At 73.7% G+C, this 24690-nt stretch carries 19 protein-coding genes; 17 read left to right on the forward strand and 2 right to left on the reverse strand.

Features of this window, described 5'->3' with window-relative positions; genetic code table 11:
* Nucleotides 1-46: 46 nt before the first annotated feature.
* Together smc and ftsY are read left to right on the forward strand one after the other, a co-directional pair.
* Nucleotides 47-3616 carry a chromosome segregation protein SMC gene (gene smc / locus ACFVVU_RS29960; RefSeq protein WP_387793376.1) on the forward strand — a complete coding sequence of 1190 codons (3570 nt, stop codon included), beginning with the start codon at nucleotides 47-49 and terminating at the stop codon, nucleotides 3614-3616.
* Nucleotides 3617-3715: 99 nt separating this feature from the next.
* Entirely contained in the window at nucleotides 3716-4933 is a 1218-nt protein-coding gene (ftsY, locus tag ACFVVU_RS29965) for a signal recognition particle-docking protein FtsY (RefSeq protein WP_387793378.1), read from the forward strand.
* Between the two features lie 144 nt (nucleotides 4934-5077).
* On the opposite strand, the gene ACFVVU_RS29970 is transcribed toward ftsY, so the two are convergent.
* Nucleotides 5078-5758, reverse strand: a complete 681-nt coding sequence (locus ACFVVU_RS29970) for a bifunctional DNA primase/polymerase (protein WP_380682752.1) — start codon at nucleotides 5756-5758, stop codon at nucleotides 5078-5080.
* 578 nt (nucleotides 5759-6336) lie between these two features.
* Between ACFVVU_RS29970 and ACFVVU_RS29975 the strand changes: the two genes are divergently transcribed.
* The 7 genes from ACFVVU_RS29975 to ftsH all read left to right on the forward strand — a co-directional run bounded on the left by ACFVVU_RS29975 (nucleotide 6337) and on the right by ftsH (nucleotide 16695).
* On the forward strand, nucleotides 6337-7791 hold the full coding sequence (locus ACFVVU_RS29975; protein ID WP_380682753.1) for a hypothetical protein: 1455 nt from the start codon (nucleotides 6337-6339) through the stop codon (nucleotides 7789-7791).
* Nucleotides 7792-8012: 221 nt separating this feature from the next.
* The gene (locus ACFVVU_RS29980; RefSeq protein ID WP_380682754.1) at nucleotides 8013-9404 is read left to right on the forward strand and encodes an ammonium transporter; all 1392 of its coding nucleotides are present in this window, start codon (nucleotides 8013-8015) and stop codon (nucleotides 9402-9404) included.
* Nucleotides 9401-9739, forward strand: coding sequence for a P-II family nitrogen regulator (locus ACFVVU_RS29985; RefSeq protein WP_355369639.1), 339 nt, complete (start codon nucleotides 9401-9403; stop codon nucleotides 9737-9739). Before ACFVVU_RS29980 ends, ACFVVU_RS29985 begins: the two co-directional genes overlap by 4 nt.
* A gap of 12 nt (nucleotides 9740-9751) precedes the next feature.
* Nucleotides 9752-12319, forward strand: a complete 2568-nt coding sequence (locus ACFVVU_RS29990) for a [protein-PII] uridylyltransferase (RefSeq protein WP_387793381.1) — start codon at nucleotides 9752-9754, stop codon at nucleotides 12317-12319.
* Nucleotides 12320-12475: 156 nt separating this feature from the next.
* On the forward strand, nucleotides 12476-14041 hold the full coding sequence (gene ffh, locus ACFVVU_RS29995) for a signal recognition particle protein (protein ID WP_380715533.1): 1566 nt from the start codon (nucleotides 12476-12478) through the stop codon (nucleotides 14039-14041).
* Nucleotides 14042-14168: 127 nt separating this feature from the next.
* Nucleotides 14169-14708 (forward strand): GNAT family N-acetyltransferase, encoded by a 540-nt coding sequence (locus tag ACFVVU_RS30000; protein ID WP_380681996.1) that lies wholly within the window; start codon nucleotides 14169-14171, stop codon nucleotides 14706-14708.
* Nucleotides 14709-14775: 67 nt separating this feature from the next.
* Nucleotides 14776-16695 carry an ATP-dependent zinc metalloprotease FtsH gene (ftsH, locus tag ACFVVU_RS30005; RefSeq protein WP_387793383.1) on the forward strand — a complete coding sequence of 640 codons (1920 nt, stop codon included), beginning with the start codon at nucleotides 14776-14778 and terminating at the stop codon, nucleotides 16693-16695.
* Nucleotides 16696-16895: 200 nt separating this feature from the next.
* Here the strand turns inward: ftsH and ACFVVU_RS30010 are convergent, their stop codons facing one another.
* Entirely contained in the window at nucleotides 16896-17732 is an 837-nt protein-coding gene (locus ACFVVU_RS30010; RefSeq protein ID WP_387793385.1) for an SAM-dependent methyltransferase, read from the reverse strand.
* A 198-nt stretch (nucleotides 17733-17930) separates the two neighbouring features.
* On the opposite strand from ACFVVU_RS30010, the gene proS reads away from it, so the two are divergent.
* The 8 genes from proS to lepB all read left to right on the forward strand — a co-directional run bounded on the left by proS (nucleotide 17931) and on the right by lepB (nucleotide 24597).
* Nucleotides 17931-19343 carry a proline--tRNA ligase gene (gene proS, locus ACFVVU_RS30015; RefSeq protein WP_380681999.1) on the forward strand — a complete coding sequence of 471 codons (1413 nt, stop codon included), beginning with the start codon at nucleotides 17931-17933 and terminating at the stop codon, nucleotides 19341-19343.
* Nucleotides 19344-19791: 448 nt separating this feature from the next.
* Nucleotides 19792-20370 carry a hypothetical protein gene (locus tag ACFVVU_RS30020; RefSeq protein ID WP_387793387.1) on the forward strand — a complete coding sequence of 193 codons (579 nt, stop codon included), beginning with the start codon at nucleotides 19792-19794 and terminating at the stop codon, nucleotides 20368-20370.
* A 382-nt stretch (nucleotides 20371-20752) separates the two neighbouring features.
* Nucleotides 20753-21181 carry a 30S ribosomal protein S16 gene (gene rpsP, locus ACFVVU_RS30025; protein WP_344337896.1) on the forward strand — a complete coding sequence of 143 codons (429 nt, stop codon included), beginning with the start codon at nucleotides 20753-20755 and terminating at the stop codon, nucleotides 21179-21181.
* A gap of 2 nt (nucleotides 21182-21183) precedes the next feature.
* Complete coding sequence (locus ACFVVU_RS30030; protein WP_030056773.1) at nucleotides 21184-21423, forward strand: RNA-binding protein; 240 nt, start codon at nucleotides 21184-21186, stop codon at nucleotides 21421-21423.
* A gap of 173 nt (nucleotides 21424-21596) precedes the next feature.
* The gene (gene rimM / locus ACFVVU_RS30035) at nucleotides 21597-22235 is read left to right on the forward strand and encodes a ribosome maturation factor RimM (protein ID WP_387793389.1); all 639 of its coding nucleotides are present in this window, start codon (nucleotides 21597-21599) and stop codon (nucleotides 22233-22235) included.
* A gap of 74 nt (nucleotides 22236-22309) precedes the next feature.
* A complete protein-coding gene (gene trmD / locus ACFVVU_RS30040) occupies nucleotides 22310-23128 on the forward strand; it encodes a tRNA (guanosine(37)-N1)-methyltransferase TrmD (protein ID WP_380682010.1) in 819 nt (272 codons plus the stop codon).
* 153 nt (nucleotides 23129-23281) lie between these two features.
* On the forward strand, nucleotides 23282-23632 hold the full coding sequence (rplS, locus tag ACFVVU_RS30045; RefSeq protein WP_063347674.1) for a 50S ribosomal protein L19: 351 nt from the start codon (nucleotides 23282-23284) through the stop codon (nucleotides 23630-23632).
* A 164-nt stretch (nucleotides 23633-23796) separates the two neighbouring features.
* On the forward strand, nucleotides 23797-24597 hold the full coding sequence (gene lepB, locus ACFVVU_RS30050) for a signal peptidase I (RefSeq protein ID WP_387793391.1): 801 nt from the start codon (nucleotides 23797-23799) through the stop codon (nucleotides 24595-24597).
* The last annotated feature ends 93 nt before the right edge of the window (nucleotides 24598-24690 follow it).

The following is a 24690-nucleotide window of genomic DNA, read 5'->3' on the forward strand; positions in this document are numbered from 1 at the left end:
CAGTCGCCGCTGGAGCCCCTGGCGAGCGAGGTGAGGAGACCGGCGCGTGCACCTGAAGAGTCTGACGCTGCGCGGGTTCAAGTCCTTCGCCTCCGCGACCACCCTCCGCTTCGAGCCCGGCATCACCTGCGTGGTCGGGCCCAACGGCTCCGGCAAGTCCAACGTCGTCGACGCGCTCTCCTGGGTGATGGGCGAGCAGGGCGCCAAGTCGCTGCGCGGCGGCAAGATGGAGGACGTCATCTTCGCCGGGACCAGCGGGCGCGCCCCGCTCGGCCGCGCCGAGGTCAGCCTCACCATCGACAACACCGACGGCGCCCTGCCGATCGAGTACTCCGAGGTGACCATCACCCGGACGATGTTCCGCAACGGCGGCAGCGAGTACGCGCTCAACGGCGACACCTGCCGCCTGCTCGACATCCAGGAACTGCTCTCCGACTCCGGCATCGGCCGCGAGATGCACGTCATCGTCGGCCAGGGACAGCTCGACTCCGTCCTGCACGCCGATCCGATGGGCCGGCGCGCCTTCATCGAGGAGGCGGCCGGTGTCCTCAAGCACCGCAAGCGCAAGGAGAAGGCGCTGCGCAAGCTGGACGCGATGCAGGTGAACCTCAACCGCGTCCAGGACCTGGTGGCCGAACTGCGCCGCCAGCTCGGCCCGCTCGGCCGGCAGGCCCGGATCGCCCGGCGCGCCGCCGGCATCCAGGCCGACCTGCGCGACGCCCGGCTGCGACTGCTCGCCGACGACCTGCTCGCGCTGCGCACCGCCGTCGAGGCGGAGATCGCCGACGAACTGGCCCTGCGGCTGCGCCGCTCCACCGTCGAGCAGGAACTTGGCCACGCGATCCGGCGCGAGGCCGTGCTGGAGGCGCAGGTCCAGCAGCTCGGCCCCGGCCTGGAGGCCGCCCGGCAGACCTGGTACCGGCTCTCCGCGCTGGCCGAGCGCACCCGCGGCACCATCGGGCTGGCCGAGGCCGCGGCCCGGCACGCCGCCGCCGGCGGCGGGCGGGCCGAGGAGCGGCGCGGCCGGGACCCGGAGGAGCTGGAGCGCGAGGCCGGGCGGGTCCGGGAGGAGGAGACGGCGCTGGCCGCGGCCCTGGAGCAGGCCGAGGAGGCGCTCGACGAGGCCGTCGAGGGCCGGGCCGGGCTGGAACGCGCCCTCGCCGTCGAGGAGCGCCGGCTCAAGGACGCCGCCCGGGCCATCGCCGACCGCCGCGAGGGACTGGCCCGGCTCCAGGGGCAGGCCGCCGCCGCCCGCTCCAAGGCCGCCGCCGCCGAGGCCGAGATCGGCCGGCTCGCCGAGGCCCGCGACGAGGCGCTGCAACGCGCCGGGGCCGCCCGGCAGGAGTACGAGGAGCTGCGGGTCCGGGTCGAGGCCGACACCGAGGACGGCGAACGCGCCGACACCGCGCACGACGGCGCCCGGGAACGGCTCGCCGCCGTCGAGCAGGAGCTCGCCGCCGCGCGCGAGGCCGCCGGCACCGCCGAGCGCGAGCGGGCCGCGCTGACCGCCCGGCACGAGGCGCTGGCGCTCGGCCTGCGCCGCAAGGACGGCAGCGGCGCACTGCTCGCCGCCGGGGACCCGACGACCGGGCTGCTCGGACCGGCCGCCGCGCTGCTGCGGACCGCCCCCGGCCACGAGACCGCCGTCGCCGCCGCCCTCGGCGCCGCCGCCGACGCGGTGGCCGTCGACTCGCCCCACGCCGCCGCCGAGGCGCTGCGGCTGCTGCGCAAGGAGGACGCCGGCCGGGCCGCCCTGCTGATCGCCGGAGCCCCCGAACCGGCCGACCCGGCGGGGGAGTTGCCGCCCGGTGCCCGCTGGGCCGCCGACCTCGTCGACGGCCCGGCCGAACTGCGGCACGCCGTCGTCCGGCTGCTGGCCGGCGTTGTGGTGGTGGACACCCTCGACCAGGCGCTGCGGCTGGTCGCCGCGCACCCCGCGCTGAGCGCCGTCACCGCCGAGGGCGACCGGCTCGGCGCCGGCTTCGCGCACGGCGGCTCCGGCGCCGCCCCCAGCCTGCTGGAGACCCAGGCCGCGGTGGACGAGGCCGTCCGGGCGATCGGCGAACTCGACGTCCGCTGCGCCGAGTCGGCCGGGCGACTGGCCGAACTCACCGAACGGCGCCGGGAGTCTGCCGCCGAACTGGAGCAACTCGCCGTCCGGCGGCGGCAGCTGGAACGCGAGCGGGCCGAGGTGGCGGGTACCCTGGGCCGGCTCGGCGGACAGTCCCGGGCCGCCGCCGGCGAGGCCGAACGGCTGACCGCCGCGGCCGGCCGTGCCGAGGAGGGCCTGGCCCAACTGCTCGCCACCGCCGAGGAACTGGCCGAGCGGCTGACGGTCGCCGAGGAGACCGCCGCCGACGGCGAGGACGAGCCGGACGCCGCCGAACAGCAGCGGCTGGCCGCGGCCGCCACCGTCGCCCGGCAGGCCGAACTGGAGGCCCGGCTCGCCGTGCGCACCCACGAGGAGCGGGTCCGCGCCCTGGCCGGCCGGGCCGATCAGCTGGACCGGGCCGCCCGCGCCGAGCGCGAGGCGCGCGCCCGGGCCGCCGAACGCCGCCGGCGCGCCGAGCGGGACGCCGCCGTGGCCGGCGCCGTCGCCGGGGGCGCCCGGCAGCTGCTCGCCTGCCTGGAGGTGTCGCTGGCCCGCGCGGACGCCGAACGGGCCGCCGTCGAACAGGCCCGGGCGGTGCGCGAGGCGGAACTGAAGGAGCACCGCGGGCATGGGCGCGAGCTCAAGGAGGAGCTGGACAAGCTGGTCGACGCCGGCCACCGTGACGAGGTGCTGCGGGCGGAGAAGCGGCTGCGGATCGAACAGCTGGAGGGCCGGGCGCTGGAGGAGTTCGGCATCGAGGGCTCCGAACTGCTGGCCTCCTACGGGCCGGACCAGCTCGTCCCGCCGTCCACGCCGGAGGAGGGGCGGGAGCCGGAGGAGCCGTACCCCTACGTCCGCGCGGAGCAGGAGAAGCGGCTGCGCTCGGCCGAGCGGGCGTACCAGCAGCTGGGCAAGGTCAACCCGCTGGCGCTGGAGGAGTTCGCCGCCCTGGAGGAGCGGCACACCTTCCTCGGCGAGCAGCTGGACGACCTCAAGCGCAGCCGGCGCGACCTGCTCGACATCGTCAAGGACGTCGACCAGCGGGTCGAGCAGCTGTTCACCGCCGCCTACCACGACACCGCCGCGCAGTTCGAGGGCGTGTTCTCCCGGCTGTTCCCGGGCGGAGAGGGGCGGCTGGTGCTCACCGAGCCGGAGTCCATGCTGACCACCGGCGTCGAGGTGGAGGCCCGCCCGCCCGGCAAGAAGGTCAAGCGGCTGTCGCTGCTCTCCGGCGGCGAGCGCTCGCTGACCGCGGTGGCGCTGCTGGTCTCGATCTTCAAGGCCCGGCCCAGCCCGTTCTACGTCATGGACGAGGTGGAGGCCGCGCTGGACGAGACCAACCTGCGGCGGCTGATCGCGATCATGGAGGAGCTGCGGGAGAGCTCCCAGCTGATCGTGATCACCCACCAGAAACTGACCATGGAGTCCGCCGACGCCCTGTACGGGGTGACCATGAAGGGCGACGGCATCTCGCAGGTGATCAGTCAGCGGCTGAGGGAGGACCAGAAGGAGCGGCGGCCCTGACCCGCCGGTGATCCACTTCCGGCCCCCGTCCGGTCGGCGGGTGATCCACCCGGCCGCCTGCGGTTCGCCGGGACCGGTGTCGCGGATACTTGGAGAGTTATGGAATACGTGATTCTTGCCGTAGTCATCGCGGTGGTCGCCGTCGGCGCGATCGCCGGACTCGTCGTTTCCGGCAGACGACGCCAGCAGCTGCCCCCGAAGTCGCAGGCGCCGGTCATCACGGCGCCCCCGACCCCGCGCGAGCCCGCCGTCGGCGAGGAGGCCGCGCCGCCGACCGAGGAACCGCGCCGCACCGTCGAGGAGGTCCAGCTCCCCGAGGCCGAGGCCGAGGCCCGTGCCGAGGTCGAAGCCGCCCCCGAGGCGGCCGAGGAAGCCCCGGCCATCGAGGTTCCCGAGCCGACCGCCGGCCGACTGGTCCGGCTGCGCTCGCGGCTCTCCCGTTCGCAGAACTCGCTCGGCAAGGGCCTGCTCTCGCTGCTCTCCCGCGAGCACCTCGACGAGGACACCTGGGAGGAGATCGAGGAGACCCTGCTGACCGCCGATGTGGGCGTGGCCCCCACCCAGGAGCTGGTCGAGCGGCTGCGCACCCGGGTCAAGGTGCTCGGCACCCGCACCCCCGAGGACCTGCGCGGCCTGCTGCGCGAGGAGCTCGTCGAGCTGATCGGCAAGGACGCAGACCGCACCGTGCGCTCCACCAAGCACGACGAGGGCCCCGCGGTCGTCCTGGTCGTCGGCGTCAACGGCGTCGGCAAGACCACCACCACCGGCAAGCTGGCCAGGGTGCTGGTCGCCGACGGCCGCACGGTGGTGCTCGGCGCGGCCGACACCTTCCGTGCCGCCGCCGCCGACCAGCTGCAGACCTGGGGCGAGCGGGTCGGCGCGCGCACCGTGCGCGGGCCGGAGGGCGGCGACCCGGCGTCGGTCGCCTTCGACGCCGTCAAGGAGGGCATCGCCGAGGGCGCGGACACCGTCCTGGTGGACACCGCCGGGCGTCTGCACACCAAGACCGGCCTGATGGACGAGCTGGGCAAGGTCAAGCGGGTCGTGGAGAAGCACGGCCCGGTGGACGAGGTGCTGCTGGTGCTGGACGCCACCACCGGTCAGAACGGGCTGATCCAGGCCCGGGTCTTCGCCGAGGTGGTCGACATCACCGGCATCGTGCTGACCAAGCTGGACGGCACCGCCAAGGGCGGCATCGTGGTCGCCGTCCAGCGCGAGCTGGGCGTGCCGGTCAAGCTGATCGGGCTCGGCGAGGGTGCCGACGACCTGGCGCCGTTCGAGCCGGGCGCGTTCGTGGACGCGCTGATCGGGGACTGAGCACCGTCCGGTGCCACCGGTGAAGGGTCCGCTCCCGCGAGGGGCGGGCCCTTCGGCGTTCTCCCGGACGATCGGAGCGGCACCGGAGCGGCACCGGAGTGGCATCGGAGCAGCGGAGGGTCGGACGATCGGGTGGTCGGACGATCAGGCGATCCAGGCGGGTTCGCGGGTGCGCTCGCGGCCGCGGTGGCAGGCGTAGGCGAGGGTGCCGAGCAGCAGACGGGCCTCGGGCGGGCAGCCGGCGTTGTCGCGCGTTGGGCGGCGCAGCCAGCGGACCGGGCCGAGGCCGGCGAGCACGGTGGGCGGCGCGGCGACGAAGCTGCCCTCGCCGTGGCAGGTGAGGTCGAGCGCGGCGTCGTCCCAGCCCATCCGGTAGAGCAGGTCCGGCAGCCGGCGGGCGGTGCCGGGCGCGACCAGGAACTGCAGCCGTCCGGTGGGCGAGGCGAGTACCGGGCCGATCTGGGTGCCCATCCGTTCCAGCCGGACCAGTGCCTGCAGGCCGGCCGGCTCGGGGACGTCGAGGACGTCGAAGGCGCGGCCGGTCGGGAACAGCACCGAGACGTCGGTGCCGGGGCGGACGGCCGGTCCGGCGCCGGGGACGGGGTGCAGGCCGGGGGCGGCGCAGCGCTGCCGGCCGCAGTGGCAGCGCTCCGGGCTGCCGGCCGGGCCCGCCGCGCGGACCGGCTCGCCGACGAGGACGGCCCAGCCCCACCGGCCGGTGTACTCCGCGGCCGCCTGCCGCGCGGTGGCGCGGGTGCGACGGCGCGCGCCCAGCGGCGCCAGCCGCAGGTGCCCCAGGCGAAGTTCGCCGAACAGCTTGTCCATGCCTCCCCCAACAGGTTCTTGTTGCCCATGGTTACGGGACGGTGACTGTGTGTTGCTTTTCCTGTGCGTGGTGCGTGGTGCGGTGGCGGCGTGCGGCGCGCGGTGTGCGCCAGTTGCCCTGGTGCGCCCCGTGCGCCGCCTTGTGGTCGGCGGTGCCGATGCCGGATCGTCTGTGCGCGGGAGGGTCGTCGGTCAGTGCGGGTGCGAAGTCCGCCTGTGGCGGCGGCGGTTCGCCTGAAAAGCCGGGTGCTGTCGGGGACTTGGCGGCCTGCATATGCCGGGCCGTCGGGACTTCCTAGTGAACCGTCTGCTGACACGGTTCGGTTCACTCCTGGGGGTGGCGAAAGGTGGCGTTTCGCCAGGGCCGCTCCCCGGGGCGGTGCGCGGGGCGTTACGTTCAGCACACGGACCTCGTCGGGGTGTCCGCTTCCGGCCATGGCGGGCCGGGAGTTGGGGAACTGACGGTCCGTCTGCGGTGCGAGCGCCGCAGTCCGGTACGACACGTCTGGCAAGAGCCCGCAACCGTCGGGCGGTCACGATCGGGGCCCCGGGGGCCCGGGCGGGATGGGGACGGACCCATGGCAGAGAAGCAACCCAACGAGAAGCTGACCACGTGGTTCGCCCGCAGCGGCTGGTCCAAGGGAGAGTTGGCCCGCCAGGTCAACCGTCGGGCCCGGCAGATCGGGGCCCACCACGTCTCCACGGACACCTCGCGGGTGCGGCGCTGGCTCGACGGCGAACAGCCGCGCGAGCCCATTCCGAAGATCATGTCCGAGCTGTTCTCCGAGCGGTTCGGCTCGGTGGTCTCCATCGAGGACCTCGGCCTGCGCGCCGCCGTGCCGGTCTCCACCGTCGGCGGCGGCGTCGACCTGCCGTGGAGCGCGCCGCAGACCGTCCAGCTGATCAGCGACTACTCGCGCAGCGACCTCATGCTCAACCGGCGCGGCTTCCTGGGCACCTCGCTCGCCCTGACCGCCGGTGCCGCGCTGATCGAGCCGATGCAGCGCTGGCTGGCGCCCGGTCCGACCGGCGCGCCCACCCCGATCCTGACCGCGGCCAACGGCGGAGAGCCGTTCACCGGCCGGCTCTCCGAGCCCGAGCTGGAACTGCTGGAGCAGACCACCGTCATGTTCCGGCAGTGGGACGCGCAGAACGGCGGCGGGCTGCGCCGCAAGGCCGTGGTCGGCCAGCTCCACGAGGTCACCGACCTGCTCCAGGAGACCTACCCGGAGCAGACCACCAAGCGGCTGTTCCGGCTCACCGCGGAGCTGGCCCACCTGGCGGGCTGGATGTCCTACGACGTCGGCATGCACCCCAGCGCGCAGAAGTACTACGTGCTGGCGCTGCACGCCGCCAAGGAGGCCGGCGACCGCCCGTTCGGCGCGCTGATCCTCACCGACATGAGCCGGCAGATGATCCACCTCAACCGCGGCGAGGACGCGCTGGAGCTGATCCACCTCGCCCAGTACGGCAGCCGGGACACCGCCACCCCGCGCCAGCAGTCCCTGCTGTACGCGATGGAGGCGCGCGCGTACGCCACGATCGGCGAGGTGAACCGGTGCGCCCGGGCGATCCGGCTGGCCGAGGACACCTTCACCGACATCCGCGAGGGCGACGGCGACCCGGACTGGCTGAAGTTCTTCTCGCCGGCCGAGCTGAACGCGGAGAACGCGCACTCCTTCCGCGACCTCGCCTACCACTCGGACAACTCCGAGCTGTACGCCTCGATGTCGGCGCCGGTGATGGAGCGCGCGGTCGACCTGTTCCGGCAGGACGGCGACCACGTCCGCTCCTATGCCTTCAACCTGGTCGGCATGGCCAGCGTGCACCTCCTGCAGAACGAGCCGGAGGAGGCGGCGGTCTTCGCCGAGCAGGCGGTGGACATCGCCACCAAGGTCCGCTCCGAGCGGCTCAACTCGCGGGTCCGCAAGACCACCGAGGCCGCCGCCTCCCGGTACAAGGGCGTGGACGCGGTCAGCCGGCTCAAGGAGCGGGTGGTCCAGGACATCCCCGAGTACGTCTCGGTGGTCTGAGCCGCCACCGCGACACCCTCACCGACCGTGCCGGCCGCCGACGGCACGGTCGGTGCTGCGTTCACGTGGGTGTAACCCCGCGGTCGTCCTCGTCACGGTGGTGAAACACCCGGTCGCATCGGCTGAAACCGGCCTTCGGCACGCTCCTGGACAACGCCGACGCCCCGGGTGCACGGGACAGGACCCGGGTGCGGATCGGCTTCCAGTGAGGAGGAGAGCCGATGCCGGACGGTTTCAGTGCGGGCGACACCGCCTTCGTACTCGTCAGCGCCGCCCTGGTCATGGTGATGACCCCGGGGCTGGCCTTCTTCTACGGGGGGATGGTCCGGGCCAAGAGCACGCTGAACATGCTGGCGATGAGCTTCCTGTCGCTGGGCATCGTCAGCGTGCTGTGGGTCCTCTACGGCTACTCGCTCAGCTTCGGACCCGACGCGGGCGCCGGCCTGATCGGCAACCTGGACTTCCTGGGGATGCACGGCGTCGGGCTCGCCGACCTCACCGGGACGATCCCGGTGACCGCCTTCTCCGCCTTCCAGCTGATGTTCGCGGTCATCACCCCGGCGCTGATCAGCGGGGCGGTCGCGGACCGCGCGAGATTCACGGCCTGGGGCCTGTTCGTGGCGCTCTGGGTGACCGTGGTCTACTTCCCGGTCGCCCATTGGGTGTTCTTCTTCGACGGCGGCCACGGCGGCTGGCTCGGCGACCGCAACGGCGTGATCGACTTCGCCGGCGGGACGGCCGTCCACATCAACGCCGGGGTCGCGGGCCTGGCGCTGTGCCTGGTGCTCGGCAAGCGGATCGGCTTCCGCAAGGACCCGATGCGCCCGCACTCGTTGCCGCTGGTGATGCTGGGCTCCGGGCTGCTCTGGTTCGGCTGGTTCGGCTTCAACGCCGGCTCGGCGCTGGCCGCCAACGGCGTCGCGGCGACGGCCCTGCTCAACACCCAGGTCGCCGCCGGCGCCGCGCTGGTCGGCTGGCTGGTCTACGAGCGGCTGCGGCACGGCGCCTGCACCACGCTGGGCGCCGCCTCCGGCGCGGTGGCCGGGCTGGTCGCCGTCACCCCGGCCTGCGGCTCGGTCTCCCCGCTCGGCGCGGTGGTGATCGGTCTGGTCGCCGGCGCCGTCTGCGCGGCCGCGATCGGCCTCAAGTACCGATGGGGCTTCGACGACTCGCTCGACGTGGTCGGTGTGCACGCCGTCGGCGGGGCGATCGGCTCGCTGCTGGTCGGCCTGTTCGCCACCGGGACGGTCGGCCAGAGCGCCAGGGGACTGTTCTACGGCGGCGGGTTCGGGCAGCTGGGCAAGCAGGCGATGGGCGTGGCGGTGGTCGCCGTCTACTCCTTCGTGCTCTCCTGGCTGCTGGCCAAGGCGGTCGACCGGGTGATCGGCTTCCGGGTCGCCGAGGAGGTCGAGCTGGCCGGCATCGACCAGGCCGAGCACGCCGAGTCCGCCTACGACTTCAGCGCGCTGGGCTCGGCCCTCGGCCGGACGGCCGCCCCGGCGGCGGCGCTGGTCGCCGCGGCCTCCGCACCCGCAACCGCAACCGCGCCGTCACCCGCACCCGCGCCGACGTCGGCGCACGGCACCGAGAAGACCGAGGTGGACGCCCGATGAAGCTCATCACCGCCGTCATCAAGCCCTACCGCCTGGACGAGGTGAAGGCCGCCCTGCAGGCCTTCGGCGTGCACGGCCTGACCGTCTCCGAGGCCAGCGGCTACGGCCGGCAGCGCGGCCACACCGAGGTCTACCGGGGCGCGGAGTACACCGTGGACCTGGTACCCAAGGTCAGGGTCGAGGTGCTGGTCGAGGACGAGGACGCCGAACCGCTGATCGAGGTCCTGGTCAACGCGGCCCGGACCGGCAAGATCGGCGACGGCAAGGTGTGGGCGATCCCGGTCGACACCGCCGTCCGGGTCCGCACCGGCGAGCGCGGCCCCGACGCCCTCTGAGGGTCCGACCGGATGGCCACCGCCCCCGACGCCCCCGGGCCCGGTTCCACCGGTTCCACCGGCCCCGCCGGTTCCGGTGCTTCCGACGGCCCGTCCGGGCCCGCCGCCGCGCGGGCCCGGCTGCTCGCCGCTCCCGGCCCCGGCGGCCGGGAGCGGCGCACCGCGCTGTCCGCGCTCACCGACGACTGGCTGGCCGCCCTGTTCGCCGAGGCCGGCGCGCCCGCCCGGACCGCCCTGGTCGCGGTCGGCGGCTACGGGCGCGGTGAACTGTCCCCGCGCAGCGACCTCGACGTCCTGCTGCTGCACGAGGGCCGGCTGGACCGCGCCCTGCCCGAGCGCCTCTGGTACCCGGTGTGGGACTCCGGCGTCCCGCTCGACCACGCGGTCCGCACCCCGGCCGAGGCCCGGGCGGTGGCCGGCGCCGACCTGAAGGCGCAGCTCGGCCTGCTGGACGCCCGGCACGTGGCCGGCGACCCGGCGCTCACCGCCGCGCTGCGCTCCACCGTCCTCGCCGACTGGCGGGCGGCCGCCCCTCGGCGGCTGCCCGAGCTGCGTGAGCTGGGCCGGGAGCGGGCCGAGCGGCACGGCGAGCTGTCCTTCCTGCTGGAGCCCGATCTGAAGGAGGCCCGCGGCGGCCTGCGGGACGTCGTCGCGCTCCGCGCGATCGCCGCGAGCTGGCTGGCCGACGCGCCCCGGGAGGGGCTGGCGGCCGCCGCGCTCCGGCTGGCGGACGTCCGCGACACCCTGCACCTGGTGACCGGCCGGGCCACCGAGCGGCTCGCCCTGCAGGACCAGGACCGGATCGCCGAGCGGCTGGGCCTGCCGGACGCGGACGCCCTGCTGCGCCTGGTCTACGAGGCGGCGCGGACCGTCGGGTACGCCTCCGACGTCGCCTGGCGGTCGGTGGAGCGGGTGCTCGCCGCCCGCTCGGGCCGGGGCCGCCGTCCGCAACGGCGCTTCCCGTTCACCGGCCCGGCCGCCGGTGCGTTCGGTGGTGCGTTCGGTGGGTCCGGAGGGGGCGCGACGGCCCGGGGCGCGGTGGAGCGCCGGCCGCTCGCCGAGGGCGTGGTCGAGCAGGACGGCGAGGCGGTGCTCGCCCGCGGCGCCCGCCCGGCCGCGGACCCGGTGCTGCCGCTGCGCGCCGCGGCCGCCGCCGCGCAGGCCGGCCTGCCCCTCTCCCATGCGACGGTGCGACGGCTGGCGGCGGAGTGCCGTCCGCTGCCCGTGCCCTGGCCGGCCGAGGCGCGCGAGCAGCTGGTCACCCTGCTGGGTGCGGGGGAGGCCTGCCTGCCGGTCTGGGAGGCGCTGGAGGCGCAGGGGCTGGTCACCCGGCTGCTGCCGGACTGGGCGCGGGTGCGCTGCCGGCCGCAGCGCAACGCGGTGCACCGCTGGACGGTGGACCGGCACCTGGTGGAGACCGCGGTGCGGGCCGCCGCGATGACCCGCCGGGTGGCCCGGCCGGACCTGCTGCTGGTCGCCGCGCTGCTGCACGACCTCGGCAAGGGCGGACCGGGCGACCACAGCGAGGCGGGCGAGGTGCTCGTCCGCGCCCTGGCCGCCCGGATGGGCTTCGACCCGGACTCGGTGGAGACCCTGGCGGTGCTGGTCCGCCACCACCTGACCCTGGTGGACACCGCGACCCGGCGGGACCCGGACGATCCGGCGACCGTGGAGGCGGTCACCAAGGCGGTCGGCTCGGTGCCGCGGCTGGAGCTGCTGCGGGCGCTGACCGAGGCGGACGCGCTGGCCACCGGCCCGGCCGCGTGGAGTGCCTGGCGGGCCGCGCTGGTGGACGGCCTGACCGCCCGGGCCGCCGCCCGGCTGACCGGGGAGCACGGCGGGCGGCCGGGCCCCGTCGAGGCCGAGCCGACCGCCGAACAGGAGCGGCTGGCGGTGGAGGCGGCCCGCACCGGCGGGCCGGCGCTGTCGCTGTCGGCCTCGTCGCTCTCGGCCGCGTCGATGCGGGCCGCGTCGCTCGCCGGCGCGTCTTCGGGCATCGACGGCGACGGCACCGGGCCGATGGGCGTGCGGCTGCTGCTGGCCGTCCCGGACCGGCCGGGCCTGCTGGGCACCGTCGCCGGGGTGCTGGCCCTGCACCGGCTGGCGGTCCGCTCGGCGGGGCTGCGCGAGCTGGACCCGATCGGCGCCGGGCCGGTCCTGCTGCTCTCCTGGACGGTGACCGCGCAGTTCGGGGAGCTGCCCGAGGCGGCCAGGCTCCGGGCGGACCTGCGCCGGGCGCTGGACGGCTCGCTGGACGTCGCCCGCCGGCTGGCCGAGCGGGACGCGGCGGCCCCGCGCCGACGCGGCGTCCCCGTTCCGCCGCCGGTGGTCGCGGTGGCGCCGTCGGCGGCCTCGGCGAGCGCGACGGTGCTGGAGGTGCGCGCGCACGACGCCCCGGGGCTGCTGCACCGGATCGGCCGGGCGCTGGACGGCGCCGGGGTGCGGGTGCGGACCGCGCACGTCTCGACGCTCGGCGCGGAGGCCGTGGACGCCTTCTACCTGACCGATGCGGCGGGCCGTCCGCTCGATGCCCGGCGGGCCGGGGAGGTGGCGGCGGCGGTCCGGGCGGCGCTGGGCTGAGGCCCGGCGGAGGCCTGCCCCGGGACCCGGCGGAGGCCCGGCCGAGGCCCGGCGAAGGTTCGGTCGAACCCGGGTGGAGACCGTCCCCGGGGCGGCCGGATACCCTTGGGAGCGACGACCGTACTCAGACCGATGCCGCAGAGGACCCGCGACGACGTGTTCGACACCCTTTCCGATCGCCTCGCAGCGACGTTCAAGAACCTTCGGGGCAAGGGCCGCCTGAGCGAGGCGGACATCGACGCCACCGCCCGCGAGATCCGCATCGCGCTGCTGGAGGCGGACGTCGCGCTGCCGGTCGTCCGGGCCTTCATCAAGCAGGTCAAGGAGCGCGCGCTCGGCGTCGAGGTCTCCGGCGCGCTGAACCCGGCGCAGCAGATCATCAAGATCGTCAACGAGGAGCTCATCGCCATCCTCGGTGGCGAGACCCGCCGGGTGCGGTTCGCCAAGAACGGCCCGACGGTGATCATGCTCGCCGGTCTGCAGGGTGCGGGTAAGACCACCCTCGCCGGCAAGCTCGGCCACTGGCTGAAGACGCAGAAGCACACCCCGCTGCTGGTCGCCTGCGACCTCCAGCGCCCCAACGCCGTCAACCAGCTGCAGGTCGTCGCCGACCGCGCCGGTGTGGCGTTCTACGGCCCCCAGCCGGGCAACGGCGTCGGCGACCCGGTCCAGGTGGCCCGGGACTCGATCGAGTACGCCAAGCAGAAGCAGCACGACGTCGTCATCGTCGACACCGCCGGCCGCCTCGGCATCGACGCCGAGCTGATGCAGCAGGCCGCCGACATCCGGGCCGCCGTCAACCCGGACGAGGTCCTGTTCGTCGTCGACGCGATGATCGGCCAGGACGCGGTCACCACCGCGCAGGCCTTCCTCGAGGGCGTCGACTTCACCGGTGTGGTGCTCTCCAAGCTCGACGGCGACGCCCGCGGCGGTGCCGCGCTGTCGGTCGCGCACGTCACCGGCCGGCAGATCATGTTCGCCTCCAACGGCGAGAAGGTCGACGACTTCGACGCCTTCCACCCGGACCGGATGGCCTCGCGCATCCTGGGCATGGGTGACGTCCTCTCGCTGATCGAGAAGGCCGAGCAGACCTTCTCGCAGGCCGAGGCCGAGAAGATCGCCGCCAAGCTGCGCGGCGGCCCGAAGCAGTTCACGCTGGACGACTTCCTGTCCCAGTTGGAGCAGGTCCAGAAGATGGGCTCGATCTCCAAGCTGCTGGGCATGCTGCCGGGGATGGGCCAGATCCGCGAGCAGATCAACAACATCGACGACAAGGACGTCAACCGGGTCGGCGCGATCATCAAGTCGATGACCCCGATCGAGCGCGCCGAGCCGGAGCTGATCAACGGCTCCCGCCGGGCCCGCATCGCCAAGGGCTCGGGCGTCCAGGTCGGCGAGGTGAAGAACCTGGTCGAGCGGTTCTTCGAGGCCCGCAAGATGATGTCGGCGATGGCCTCCGGCAAGGGCGTCCCCGGCATGCCGGGCATCCCGGGCATGGGCGGCGGCGGCAAGAAGTCCGCCAAGAAGGCCCCGGTCGCCAAGGGCAAGCGCAAGAGCGGCAACCCGCTGAAGCGGGCGCAGGAGGAGGCCGCGGCCGCCGAGCGCCGCGCGCTCGGTGCCGGCGGCGGCCAGGCGCCCGCCGAGGGCGGCGCGTTCGGCCTCGGCGCGGGCAAGGGCCCGGCCGACTTCGAGCTGCCGAAGGAGTTCAAGGACCTGCTGTAGGTCCTCCCTCCTCGGATCCCTCCGGGGCCCGCGGGCTCCCGGGACGTGCGATGAACGGCCCGCCGACCGGTTGCGACCGGACGGCGGGCCGTTCGCATGCCCGATGGTCGTCCGAGATGATGGTCCGATGCGAGTGACGATCAGGGCCCCGCGGGCCGGGGACGAGGTGGCGTACGCCGAGGCGGTCCGACGGTCCGCCGAGCACATCGGCCGGTGGAACCCGGTGGAGCCGGACGCCCTGCCGGACCTGATGGAGCGCCAGGGGCCGGGCCTGCGGACCTTCCTGGTGGTGGACCGGGAGACGGACGGGCTGGTCGGCAAGGTCAACGTGGCCAACATCGTGATGGGCCGGTTCTGCAACGGCGCGCTCGGCTACGACTCGTTCCTGCCGTTCGCCGGCACCGGGCGGATGACCGAGGGCATGCGGCTGGTGCTGGACCGCTGCTTCGCCGCGCAGTCGGAGGGCGGGCTCGGCCTGCACCGGCTGGAGATCAACGTCCAGCCGGACAACGACCGCTCGATCGCGCTGGCCAAGCGGCTGGGCTTCCGGCACGAGGGGTTCACCCCGCGGATGCTGTTCCTCCAGGGGGCGTGGCGGGACCACGAGCGGTTCGCGCTGACCGCCGAGGAGTGGCCGGGGTCGGCCGACGCGCAGCGGCAGGGCTGACCGGGCGCGGGGCAGGGCGCGGCGTTGCGGTTGGAGGAGCCGAGCAGATGTCCGTATTGTCCGATGAGTGACTGATCCCGTGCCACCGCGCCAGACCCCCGACCAGCCGTGGCGATCCGAGGGTGCCCCGCCCCCGCCGCCCCCGCGGCGCAGGATGCCCGGCGGCTGGCTGGGCCTCGTCCTCACCGCCCTCGTGGTGTTCCTGATCAGCGACGTGCTGCTGTCCTTCTTCGGCCCCGGCGGCGCCACCACGATCTCCTACACCGAGTTCAACAACCAGCTGAACAAGGGCAACATCACCAAGATCTACTCCAAGGGCGACGCGATCGAGGGCACCCTCAAGAACGCCGAGCCGAAGCCGGACGGCGACAAGGGGACGTACACCGACTTCCGGACCCAGCGGCCGGTCTTCGCCGGGGACAACCTCTGGACCACCCTCCAGCAGCAGGGCGTGGAGGTCACCGCCGAGCCGGTCGTCCAGCAGCGCAGCTTCCTCGCCAACCTGCTCATCTCACTGGCCCCGATGCTGCTGCTGATCCTGATCTGGGTGCTGCTCGCCCGGCGGATGGCCGGCGGGCTCGGCGCCGGGGCGCTCGGCCGCAAGGCCCCGCCCAAGCCGGTCACCGCCGAGTCCGGCCGGCGCACCACCTTCGCCGACGTGGCCGGCATCGACGAGGTCGAGGCCGAGCTCACCGAGGTGGTCGACTTCCTGAAGAACCCGCAGCACTACCGCCGGCTCGGCGCCAAGATGCCGCGCGGCGTGCTGCTCAGCGGCCCGCCCGGCACCGGCAAGACGCTGCTGGCCCGGGCCGTCGCCGGCGAGGCGGACGTTCCGTTCTTCTCCGCCTCCGCCTCCGAGTTCATCGAGATGATCGTCGGCGTCGGCGCCAGCCGGGTGCGCGAACTGTTCGCCGAGGCCCGCAAGGTCGCCCCGGCGATCATCTTCATCGACGAGATCGACACCATCGGCCGCCAGCGCGGCAGCGGCGGCGGCATGGGCGGCCACGACGAGCGCGAGCAGACGCTCAACCAGATCCTCACCGAGATGGACGGCTTCACCGGCTCCGAGGGCGTCATCGTCATCGCCGCCACCAACCGGGCCGACGTGCTCGACCCGGCGCTGCTGCGCCCCGGCCGGTTCGACCGGCGGATCACCGTCAGCCCGCCGGACCGCGACGGCCGCGCGGCCATCCTGCGCATCCACTCCCGGGACGTCCCGCTGGCCGGCGACGCCGACCTGACCCGGCTCGCCAAGGTCACCCCCGGGATGACCGGCGCCGAACTGGCCAACCTGGTCAACGAGGCCGCCCTGCTCGCGGTCAAGCGCCGTCAGGACGCGGTCAACGACCGGGACCTCTCCGACGCGCTGGAGAAGGTCCAGCTCGGCGCCGTCCGTCCGCTGGTGATGCCGCAGGCCGAACGGGAGCGGACGGCGTACCACGAGAGCGGCCACGCCCTGCTCGGCATGCTCCAGCCGGGCGCCGACCCGGTCCGCAAGATCACCATCGTGCCGCGCGGCCGTGCCCTCGGTGTCACCCTCTCCACCCCGGAGGCCGACCGGTACTCCTACACCGAGCCCTACCTGCGCGGCCGGATCATCGGCGCGCTCGGCGGGATGGCCGCCGAGCAGGTGGTCTACGGGGTCGTCACCACCGGCGCGGAGAGCGACCTGGAGCAGGTCACCAACATCGCCCGCGGCATGGCCGGGCGGTGGGGGATGAGCGAGCGGGTCGGCCGGCTCACCGCCGTCCCGTCCGACCCGCAGGGCGCGTACGGGCTCTCCGCAGCACCGACCACGCTGGACGCGGTGGACGAGGAGGCCCGGCGGATCGTCGCGGAGTGTTACGAGGAGGCGGTGCGGCTGCTGACCGAGCAGCGGCCCCGGCTGGACGCGCTGGCGGCGGCGCTGCTGGAGGCGGAGACGCTGGACGAGGAGGAGGCCTACCGGGCGGCGGGGGTGCCCCGGAAGGCGCTCGACCAGGCCTGAGGGCCGGCGGGCTCGCGGTACGGGGTGGGGGTCCGTGAGGAGGGCCCGCGATGAGGGCCCGCGATGAGGGCCTGCGATGAGGGCCTGCGACGAGGGCCTGCGACGAGGGGCGCGTGCCGTGGTGGCGCGCGCCCCTCCGGCGTTTCGTGCTGCGGCCCGTACCGTCGTCCCCCGGGTCGTCCCCCGGGGTTCAGTGGGGTTCAGCGGGGCCGTTCGGCGATCAGGTAGCGGAAGACGTTCGTCATCCGCACCGTGCCGTCCGGCCGCAGGTACGGCTGCAGCGCCTCCTCCAGCTCCTTGGCGACCAGCGCCGGCCCGGAGAACTCCGACGCCGCGTCGTAGAGCCCGGTGGAGAGCAGCCCGCGCAGCGCGCTCTCCAGGTCCGCGTAGGCGAACGGGCAGCCGACCCGGCCGCCGCCGGCCGGGCGCAGACCGGTCCCGGCGAGCAGGTCCTCCAGCGCGCCGGGCGGGCTCAGCTCGAACGGGTCGGGCGCGCCGCTGCGCCGGGCCATCCGCCGGGCGACGTCCAGCACGGCCGCGCTCTCGCAGCGCTCCCGCGGTCCCCAGGCGGCCAGCACCACGTGCCCGCCGGGCAGGACCAGCCGGGCCGCCCCGGCCACCGTCCGGCGTGGTTCGGCGCCCGGCGGCGGCTGCTCGAAAACGGTCACCAGCGAATAGGCCGAGCGGGCGACCTCCGCCTCCGTCCGGCCGTCCGCCGCGGTCCGGCCGTCGGGCGCCGTCCGGGCGTCCGGGTCGACCCGCAGACGGCGCTTCCGGGCCAGTGCGCGCAGCTCGTCGTCGGCCTCCAGCCCGGCCACCTGTGCGCCCCGGCCGGCGGCCAGCAGCAGGGCGAGGCCGGAGCGGCAGCCCAGGCCCAGCAGGCTGGTCGCCGGACCGACCTCCAGGCGGTCGTGGACGGCCTCGTAGAGCGGCACCAGCATCCGCTCCTGGATCTCCGCCCAGTCCCGGGCCCGGGCGGCGGGCCGCCCTGCGCCGGGGGGTGCTGCGGTCGTGCCGGTCACCCGCGCTGAAGCCATCGCGGCCTCCCATCCGGTCCTTCGGTGTGCTGCTCGGACCCCCCTCGACGTCCCGCCCCCACTCCAGCGAACAGCGGCTCGGGCACGGCGTCCAGAGGGGTGCGGGGTGGTGCGCGCGGGTCGGGGGCGTGCGCCCCGGGCGTCCCGTTGCCCGGAACGGATTCGAAGTCGGGGGCCCGCTCCCCGTACGATTCGCCCATGGCTAAGGCACCCGTTCTCACCCCTCAGGCGGAAGACTTCCCGCGCTGGTACCAGGACCTCATCAACAAGGCCGAGCTGGCCGACAACGGTCCGGTGCGCGGCACCATGGTCATCCGACCGTACGGCTACGGCCTGTGGGAGCGGATGCAGCAGGAGATGGACGCCCGGATCAAGAAGGCCGGCGCCCAGAACGCCTACTTCCCGATGTTCATCCCGCAGTCCTACCTGACCAAGGAGGCGGAGCACGTCGAGGGCTTCGCCCCCGAGCTCGCGGTGGTCACGCACGGTGGTGGCAAGCAGCTGGACGAGCCGGTCGTCGTCCGGCCGACCTCCGAGACGATCATCAACGAGTACTTCTCGAAGTGGGTGCAGAGCCACCGCGACCTGCCCCTGCTGATCAACCAGTGGGCCAACGTGGTCCGCTGGGAGCTGCGCCCGCGCGTCTTCCTGCGCACCACCGAGTTCCTCTGGCAGGAGGGCCACACCGCCCACGCCACGTACGAGGACGCCCGTGAGTACGCGTCGATGATCCACACCCAGGTCTACGGCGACTTCATGACCAACGTGCTCGGCATCGACGTCGTGCTCGGCCGCAAGACCGCCAAGGAGCGCTTCGCCGGCGCCATCAACACCCTCACCCTCGAAGGCATGATGGGTGACGGCAAGGCGCTGCAGATGGGCACCAGCCACGAGCTGGGCCAGAACTTCGCCAAGGCGTTCAACACCACCTACCAGCTGCAGGGCGCCGAGCGCGAGTACGTCTGGCAGACCTCGTGGGGCGTCTCGACCCGCATGGTCGGCGGCCTGATCATGTCGCACGGCGACGACAGCGGCCTGCGCGTCCCGCCGAGGCTGGCCGCCGTCCAGGCCGTCGTCCTGGCCATCAAGGGCGACGACGCGGTGATCGCCAAGGTCCGTGAGATCGGCGCCGCCCTGGAGGCCGTCGGCATCCGCGTGGTCGTCGACGACCGCACCGACACCCCGTTCGGCCGCCGGGCCGTCGACTGGGAGCTCAAGGGCGTGCCGCTGCGGATCGAGGTCGGCCCGCGCGACCTGGAGAACGGCACCGCGATGCTGGCCCGCCGGATCCCGGGCGGCAAGGAGCCGGTCTCGATCGACGCCCTGGCGGCGACCCTCCCGGGCATCCTGGAGGAGGACCAGGCCCTGCTGCTGCGCCAGTCGCGCGAGCGCCGTGAGTCCCGCACGGTCGACGTGAAGACCATCGACGAGGCCGTCGAGGCCGCCACCACCGGCTGGGGCCGGATCTCCTGGGCCGAGCTCGGCCCGGAGGGCGAGGCCAAGCTGGCCGAGCAGGGCGTCTCGGTGCGCTGCATCGTGGCCGCCGACGGCTCGGTGCCGCAGACGGACGACCAGGAGGGCAACGTCGCGCTCGTCGCGCGCGCCTACTGACCGTTCGGTCGCCTCTCGGGGCTGCGGACGACCACGAAGGATCTCACCGTAAAACAGCGTCAGGCGACCCGTTCCGAGTGTCGCCGACCTGCTCGGCGAGGAATTCGGATGCCCGGTGACCGGCCTTGTTGCGTGCATGTCTCACATGCCGACATCCCTACTGGTCGGTCAACTGCCGGTATTAACGGAATAGCGGTACGGTGTACGGCCCGTGGCCCTGTCAACTCGACAGGACACGGGCCGTACGTCCTGGGGGCGACAGCCCGCCCCCGGACGGAAATGACGAGCCGCCGCCGAGCCGGCGGCCCCAAACCTGCAGGGGGTTGGTCTTGCGTCAGATCCGGAACGCGCATTTCGCGCGTGGTCGCACATTCCTGAGAGTTTCCTGGGAATTCCAGGGGAAGCGGAACACGCGGAACATCGGCTCCTACTCCATCGTTGGTCTAGCGTGAGCACGACACAGCCCCTCGTTCTCGCGGCCGAACTGGCCGCCGCCTGGAGTGACATCCAGGCCTTCCACCAGGACCTCCCCGACCTCGCCTCGCCCGAGGCGTTGATCGGCGAGTCCTCCTCGGCCTGTGGCACCCGGCTCGGTTTCGAGCGGCTCCTCCACGAGGCTGCCCATGGTCTGGCCGCGGCCCGGGACATCCGGGACACCTCGCGGGCCGGCCGCTACCACAACCGGCGCTTCCTGCTCCTGGCCTCCGAGCTGGGCCTGGCGCACCCGGTCGAGCCGCACGCCAGCAGCGGCTTCTCCCAGGTGACCATGCTCAAGGAGACCCGCGAGCGGTACGCCGAGACCATCGAGCGCCTGGACCGCGCCCTCGGCGCGCACCAGGAAGCGGTGGCCGGTGAGGGGGCCTCGCGCGCCTTCCGCGGTCCGGCGGCCCGGCACGGCTCCTCCGGGGGCGGCGTCCGGGTGAAGGCGGTCTGCGGGTGCGGGCGCAACGTCCGGGTCGTGCCGTCGGTGCTCGCGCAGGCGTCCATCGTCTGCGGTGCGTGCCAGCAGCCGTTCAAGATCGCGTAGTTCGCAGCACGTCGTTCGTAGTTGACAGCTCGGCTCGCGGTCCGTCGGGCGACCCGGGGAGCCTCACGGCTCGGGGAACCGAGGGCGCCAAGATCCACCGCAGGACCGCGATGGACCGCGATGGACCACGATGATCGAGCGATGATTCGCCAGTGAGGTGCACCGAGCAGGTGCGCGCGTTGGGCTGACCGGGAGCGGGGGCTCCCGGTCGACCTGTTTTCGGGGGTCGGCGCCCTGTGTGGCAGAATGGACCGCTGAGTACTCGGCAGCCGGGCAGGACCCCTCTCTCCTTCGGCTGGCGTGTCCCTTGAACGGCCCACCGCGCAACCCCACGCGAGGGCGGGGCCGCTCACCCACGTCAACACCAGGAGATTCCACTCCCGTGGCAGTCAAGATCAAGCTGAAGCGTCTCGGCAAGATTCGCTCCCCGCACTACCGCATCATCGTCGCCGACGCCCGCACCAAGCGTGACGGCCGTGCGATCGAGGAGATCGGCATCTACCAGCCGACCTACAACCCCTCGAAGATCGAGGTCGACGGCGACCGCGCCCAGTACTGGCTGTCCGTCGGCGCCCAGCCGACCGAGCCGGTGCTCGCCATCCTCAAGCTGACCGGCGACTGGCAGAAGTTCAAGGGCCTGCCGGCTCCGGAGCCGCTGAAGGTCGCCGAGCCGAAGGTCGAGGACTTCTCGCACCTGTTCGCCAAGGCCGTCGCCGGCTTCGAGGACGCCACCACCGGTGTCGCCATCACCCCGAAGGCCAAGAAGTCGGACAAGGCCGAGGCTGAGGCCGACGCCGCCGCCGAGGCCTGATCGTGATCGAGGACGCCCTCGACCACCTGGTGAAGGGCATCGTCGAGCACCCCGACGAGGTGCAGGTGCGCTCGCGCAACCTGCGTCGGGGCAACACCATCGAGGTGCGGGTGCACCCCGATGACCTCGGCAAGGTGATCGGCCGGGGTGGCCGCACGGCGCGCGCCCTGCGCACCGTGGTCGGCGCCCTCGGCGGTCGCAACGTCCGGGTCGACCTGGTCGACGTGGACAACATTCGCTGACCCGGCTGCTCGTTCAGCCGTCAGGGTTTCGAGGCCGGCCGGGACGCATGTCGTCCCGGCCGGCCTTCGCCGTTCTCGGCGGCTTCCCCGCGGCGGTTCCGCAGTACTCCTCAGCCCCAAGCACTCACGCAAGCAGCAGCACTCAGCAGCACTCATCCAGGAGAACGATCACCGTGCAGCTCGTCGTCGGCAAGATCGGCCGCGCCCACGGCATCAGGGGGGACGTCAGTGTCGAGGTCCGCACCGACGAGCCGGAGCTCCGGCTCGGCCCCGGTGCCGTCCTGCTCACCGACCCGGCCTCGGCCGGACCGCTGACCGTCGAGTCCGGCAAGGTGCACAGCGGGCGGCTGCTGCTGCGGTTCGCCGGCGTCAAGGACCGCAACGGCGCCGAGGCGCTGCGCGGCACGATCCTGATCGCCGAGGTCGACCCGGAGGAGCGTCCGGACGACCCGGAGGAGTACTACGACCACCAGCTGATCGGTCTGGACGTGGTCCTGCTCGACGGCACCCTGGTGGGCGAGCTCACCGAGGTGATCCACCTGCCGTACCAGGACCTGCTCACCGTGAAGAAGCCGGACGGGACGGAGGCGCTGGTGCCCTTCGTCAGCAGGATCGTGCCGACCATCGACCTGGAGAACCAGCGCGCGGTCATCGACCCGCCGCCCGGGCTGATCGACCCGGAGAGCGCCGAGGTCGCGCTCGGCGAGTCCGCGCCGGGCGCGGAGTCCGCAGAGCCCGCGGACTCCACAGAGTCCGCGGGGAAGTCGGCGGGCTCGGCTGATTCGGCTCATTCGGCGGAGGAGTCGCAGTGAGCTCCGAGGAGTCCGTGCAGGCCGTGGGCTCCCCGGAGCCTGCGGAGGCCTCGGCCCCGGTCGTGCGGCACGGGATGCGGATCGACGTCGTGTCGATCTTCCCCGAGTACCTGGAGCCGCTGAACATCTCGCTGGTCGGCAAGGCACGCGCCCGCGGTCAGCTCGACGTGCACGTCCACGACCTGCGCGACTGGACGTACGACGTGCACCGGACCGTCGACGACAGCCCGTACGGCGGCGGCCCGGGCATGGTGATGAAGCCCGAGCCGTGGGGCGAGGCCCTCGACGCGGTGCTCGCCCGGGGCCCCGAGGGGGAGCTGCCGACCCTGGTGGTGCCCACCCCCAGCGGCCGGCCGTTCACCCAGGAACTCGCGCAGGAGCTGGCGGGCCGGCCGTGGCTGGCGTTCACCCCGGCCCGGTACGAGGGCATCGACCGGCGGGTGATCGAGGAGGCGGCCACCCGGATGCCGGTGGTCGAGGCGTCGATCGGCGACTACGTGCTGGCCGGCGGCGAGGTCGCGGTGCTGGTCATGGTCGAGGCGATCGCCCGGCTGCTGCCCGGCGTGCTCGGCAACGCCGAGTCCCACCGCGACGACTCCTTCGCGCCCGGCGCGATGGCCGACCTGCTGGAGGGCCCGGTCTACACCAAGCCCGCCGAGTGGCGCGGCCGTACGGTGCCGGACATCCTGCTGAGCGGGAACCACGGCAAGATCGCCCGCTGGCGTCGCGAGCAGGCCTTCGCCCGTACCCTGGCCAACCGGCCGGACCTGGTGGCGCGGTGGCGGCACGCCGACTTCGACAAGAAGGACCGCGCGGCGCTCGACGTGCTCGGCCTCGCCTGGGACGAGGGGCTCGGCCGATTTCGGTCCGCGGCCGGTGGTGTGGAAGAATAGGCCGCTGCTGTCTGTCGCTGGGCTCCTCCTGTAGGGGTCACGTGGTTCGGCGCCCCCGCCACGGGGGGATCGCCGGTAGCCGGTGCGGCCCGCAGCGAACCCCATTGTGACGACTTCCGTGGGCGGCCCGTGGCGCCTGCGATGGAGAGCAACATGAGCAACAAGCTCGCTGCTGTCGACGCGGCCTCGCTGCGTAGCGACATCCCGGCGTTCCGCGCCGGTGACACCCTGAAGGTGCACGTCCGGGTCATCGAGGGCAACCGCTCCCGTGTCCAGGTCTTCCAGGGCGTCGTCATCCGCCGCCACGGCGCCGGCGTCGGTGAGACCTTCACCGTTCGCAAGGTCAGCTTCAACGTCGGTGTCGAGCGCACCTTCCCGGTGCACACCCCGGTCGTCGAGAAGATCGAGGTCGTGACCCGCGGTGCGGTTCGCCGCGCCAAGCTGTACTACCTGCGTGACCTCCGCGGCAAGGCCGCGAAGATCAAGGAGAAGCGCGACCGCTGATCCACCGGCCCCCGGCGCTGCCGGGGGATCGGATCGCTCTGGGGGGCCGGGCTGCCGCACGGTAAGCTCAGCCCCCGATGAGCACGCACGAACCACCCGCGGACCGCGACGGCAGTCCCGCACCCATCGGTGCGGACTCGCCGGCGCGGTCCGCGGTCGTTTCCGTGGCCCCCGCCGAGGAGAGCGGCGCCGACTCGGGGGAGAGCGCCTCCGAGAAGAGCGATTCCGAGGGGAACGGTTCCGAGGAAGGCGCTTCCGAGGAGAGCGACGGCGCGGAGACCGCGCGCGGGCGCTCGGGCGTGCGTGACCTGCTGCTGCTCGCCGGCATCTGCCTGCTCGTGCTGCTGTTGGTGAACGCCTTCGTGGCGCGGCCGTTCTCGGTGCCCTCCGGGTCGATGGAGAACACCCTGCGACCGGGCGACCGCCTGATCGTGAACCAGCTGTCCTACGCCTTCGGCGGCCACCCGCAGCGCGGTGACGTGGTGGTGTTCGACGGTACGGGCTCCTTTCTGCGCAAGCCGCTGGAACGCGACGGCGTCTGGACCTCGCTGCGCTCCTTCGGCCGTGATGTCGGGCTGGTCCCGGCCGGTGACTCGGTCTACGTGAAGCGGGTCATCGGCGTTGGTGGCGACCGCGTGACCAGCGCGGGACCGGGCCGCCCGCTCACCGTCAACGGTGTGCCGGTCGACGAGTCCGGCTACCTGTACCCCGGGGACGAGCCGTCCGCCGTGGCCTTCGACGTGGTGGTGCCGTCCGGCAAGCTCTTCGTGCTGGGCGACCACCGCAGCGCCTCCCGGGACTCCCGCGATCACCTCGGTGACCCCGGCGGCGGGTTCGTCCCCGAGTCCAAGGTGATCGGCCGGGCGGCCTGGGTGGTCTACCCGGTCGGGCACTGGGACTCGGTCGACCGGCCGGCGGCCTTTGCCGCGACAGGGGGGACCGGTGGCCATGGGGACCAGAGGTAGGGGACGGCTCGCCGACCGCCCGGCCGCCGGAACCGACCCCGGGTCCCCGACCGGCCCCGCGTCCGGCCCCGAAACGGGTGCTGTCACCGATGG

The organism is Kitasatospora sp. NPDC057965 (genome assembly GCF_042887135.1).
In the GTDB taxonomy this organism is placed as follows: Bacteria; Actinomycetota; Actinomycetes; order Streptomycetales; family Streptomycetaceae; genus Kitasatospora.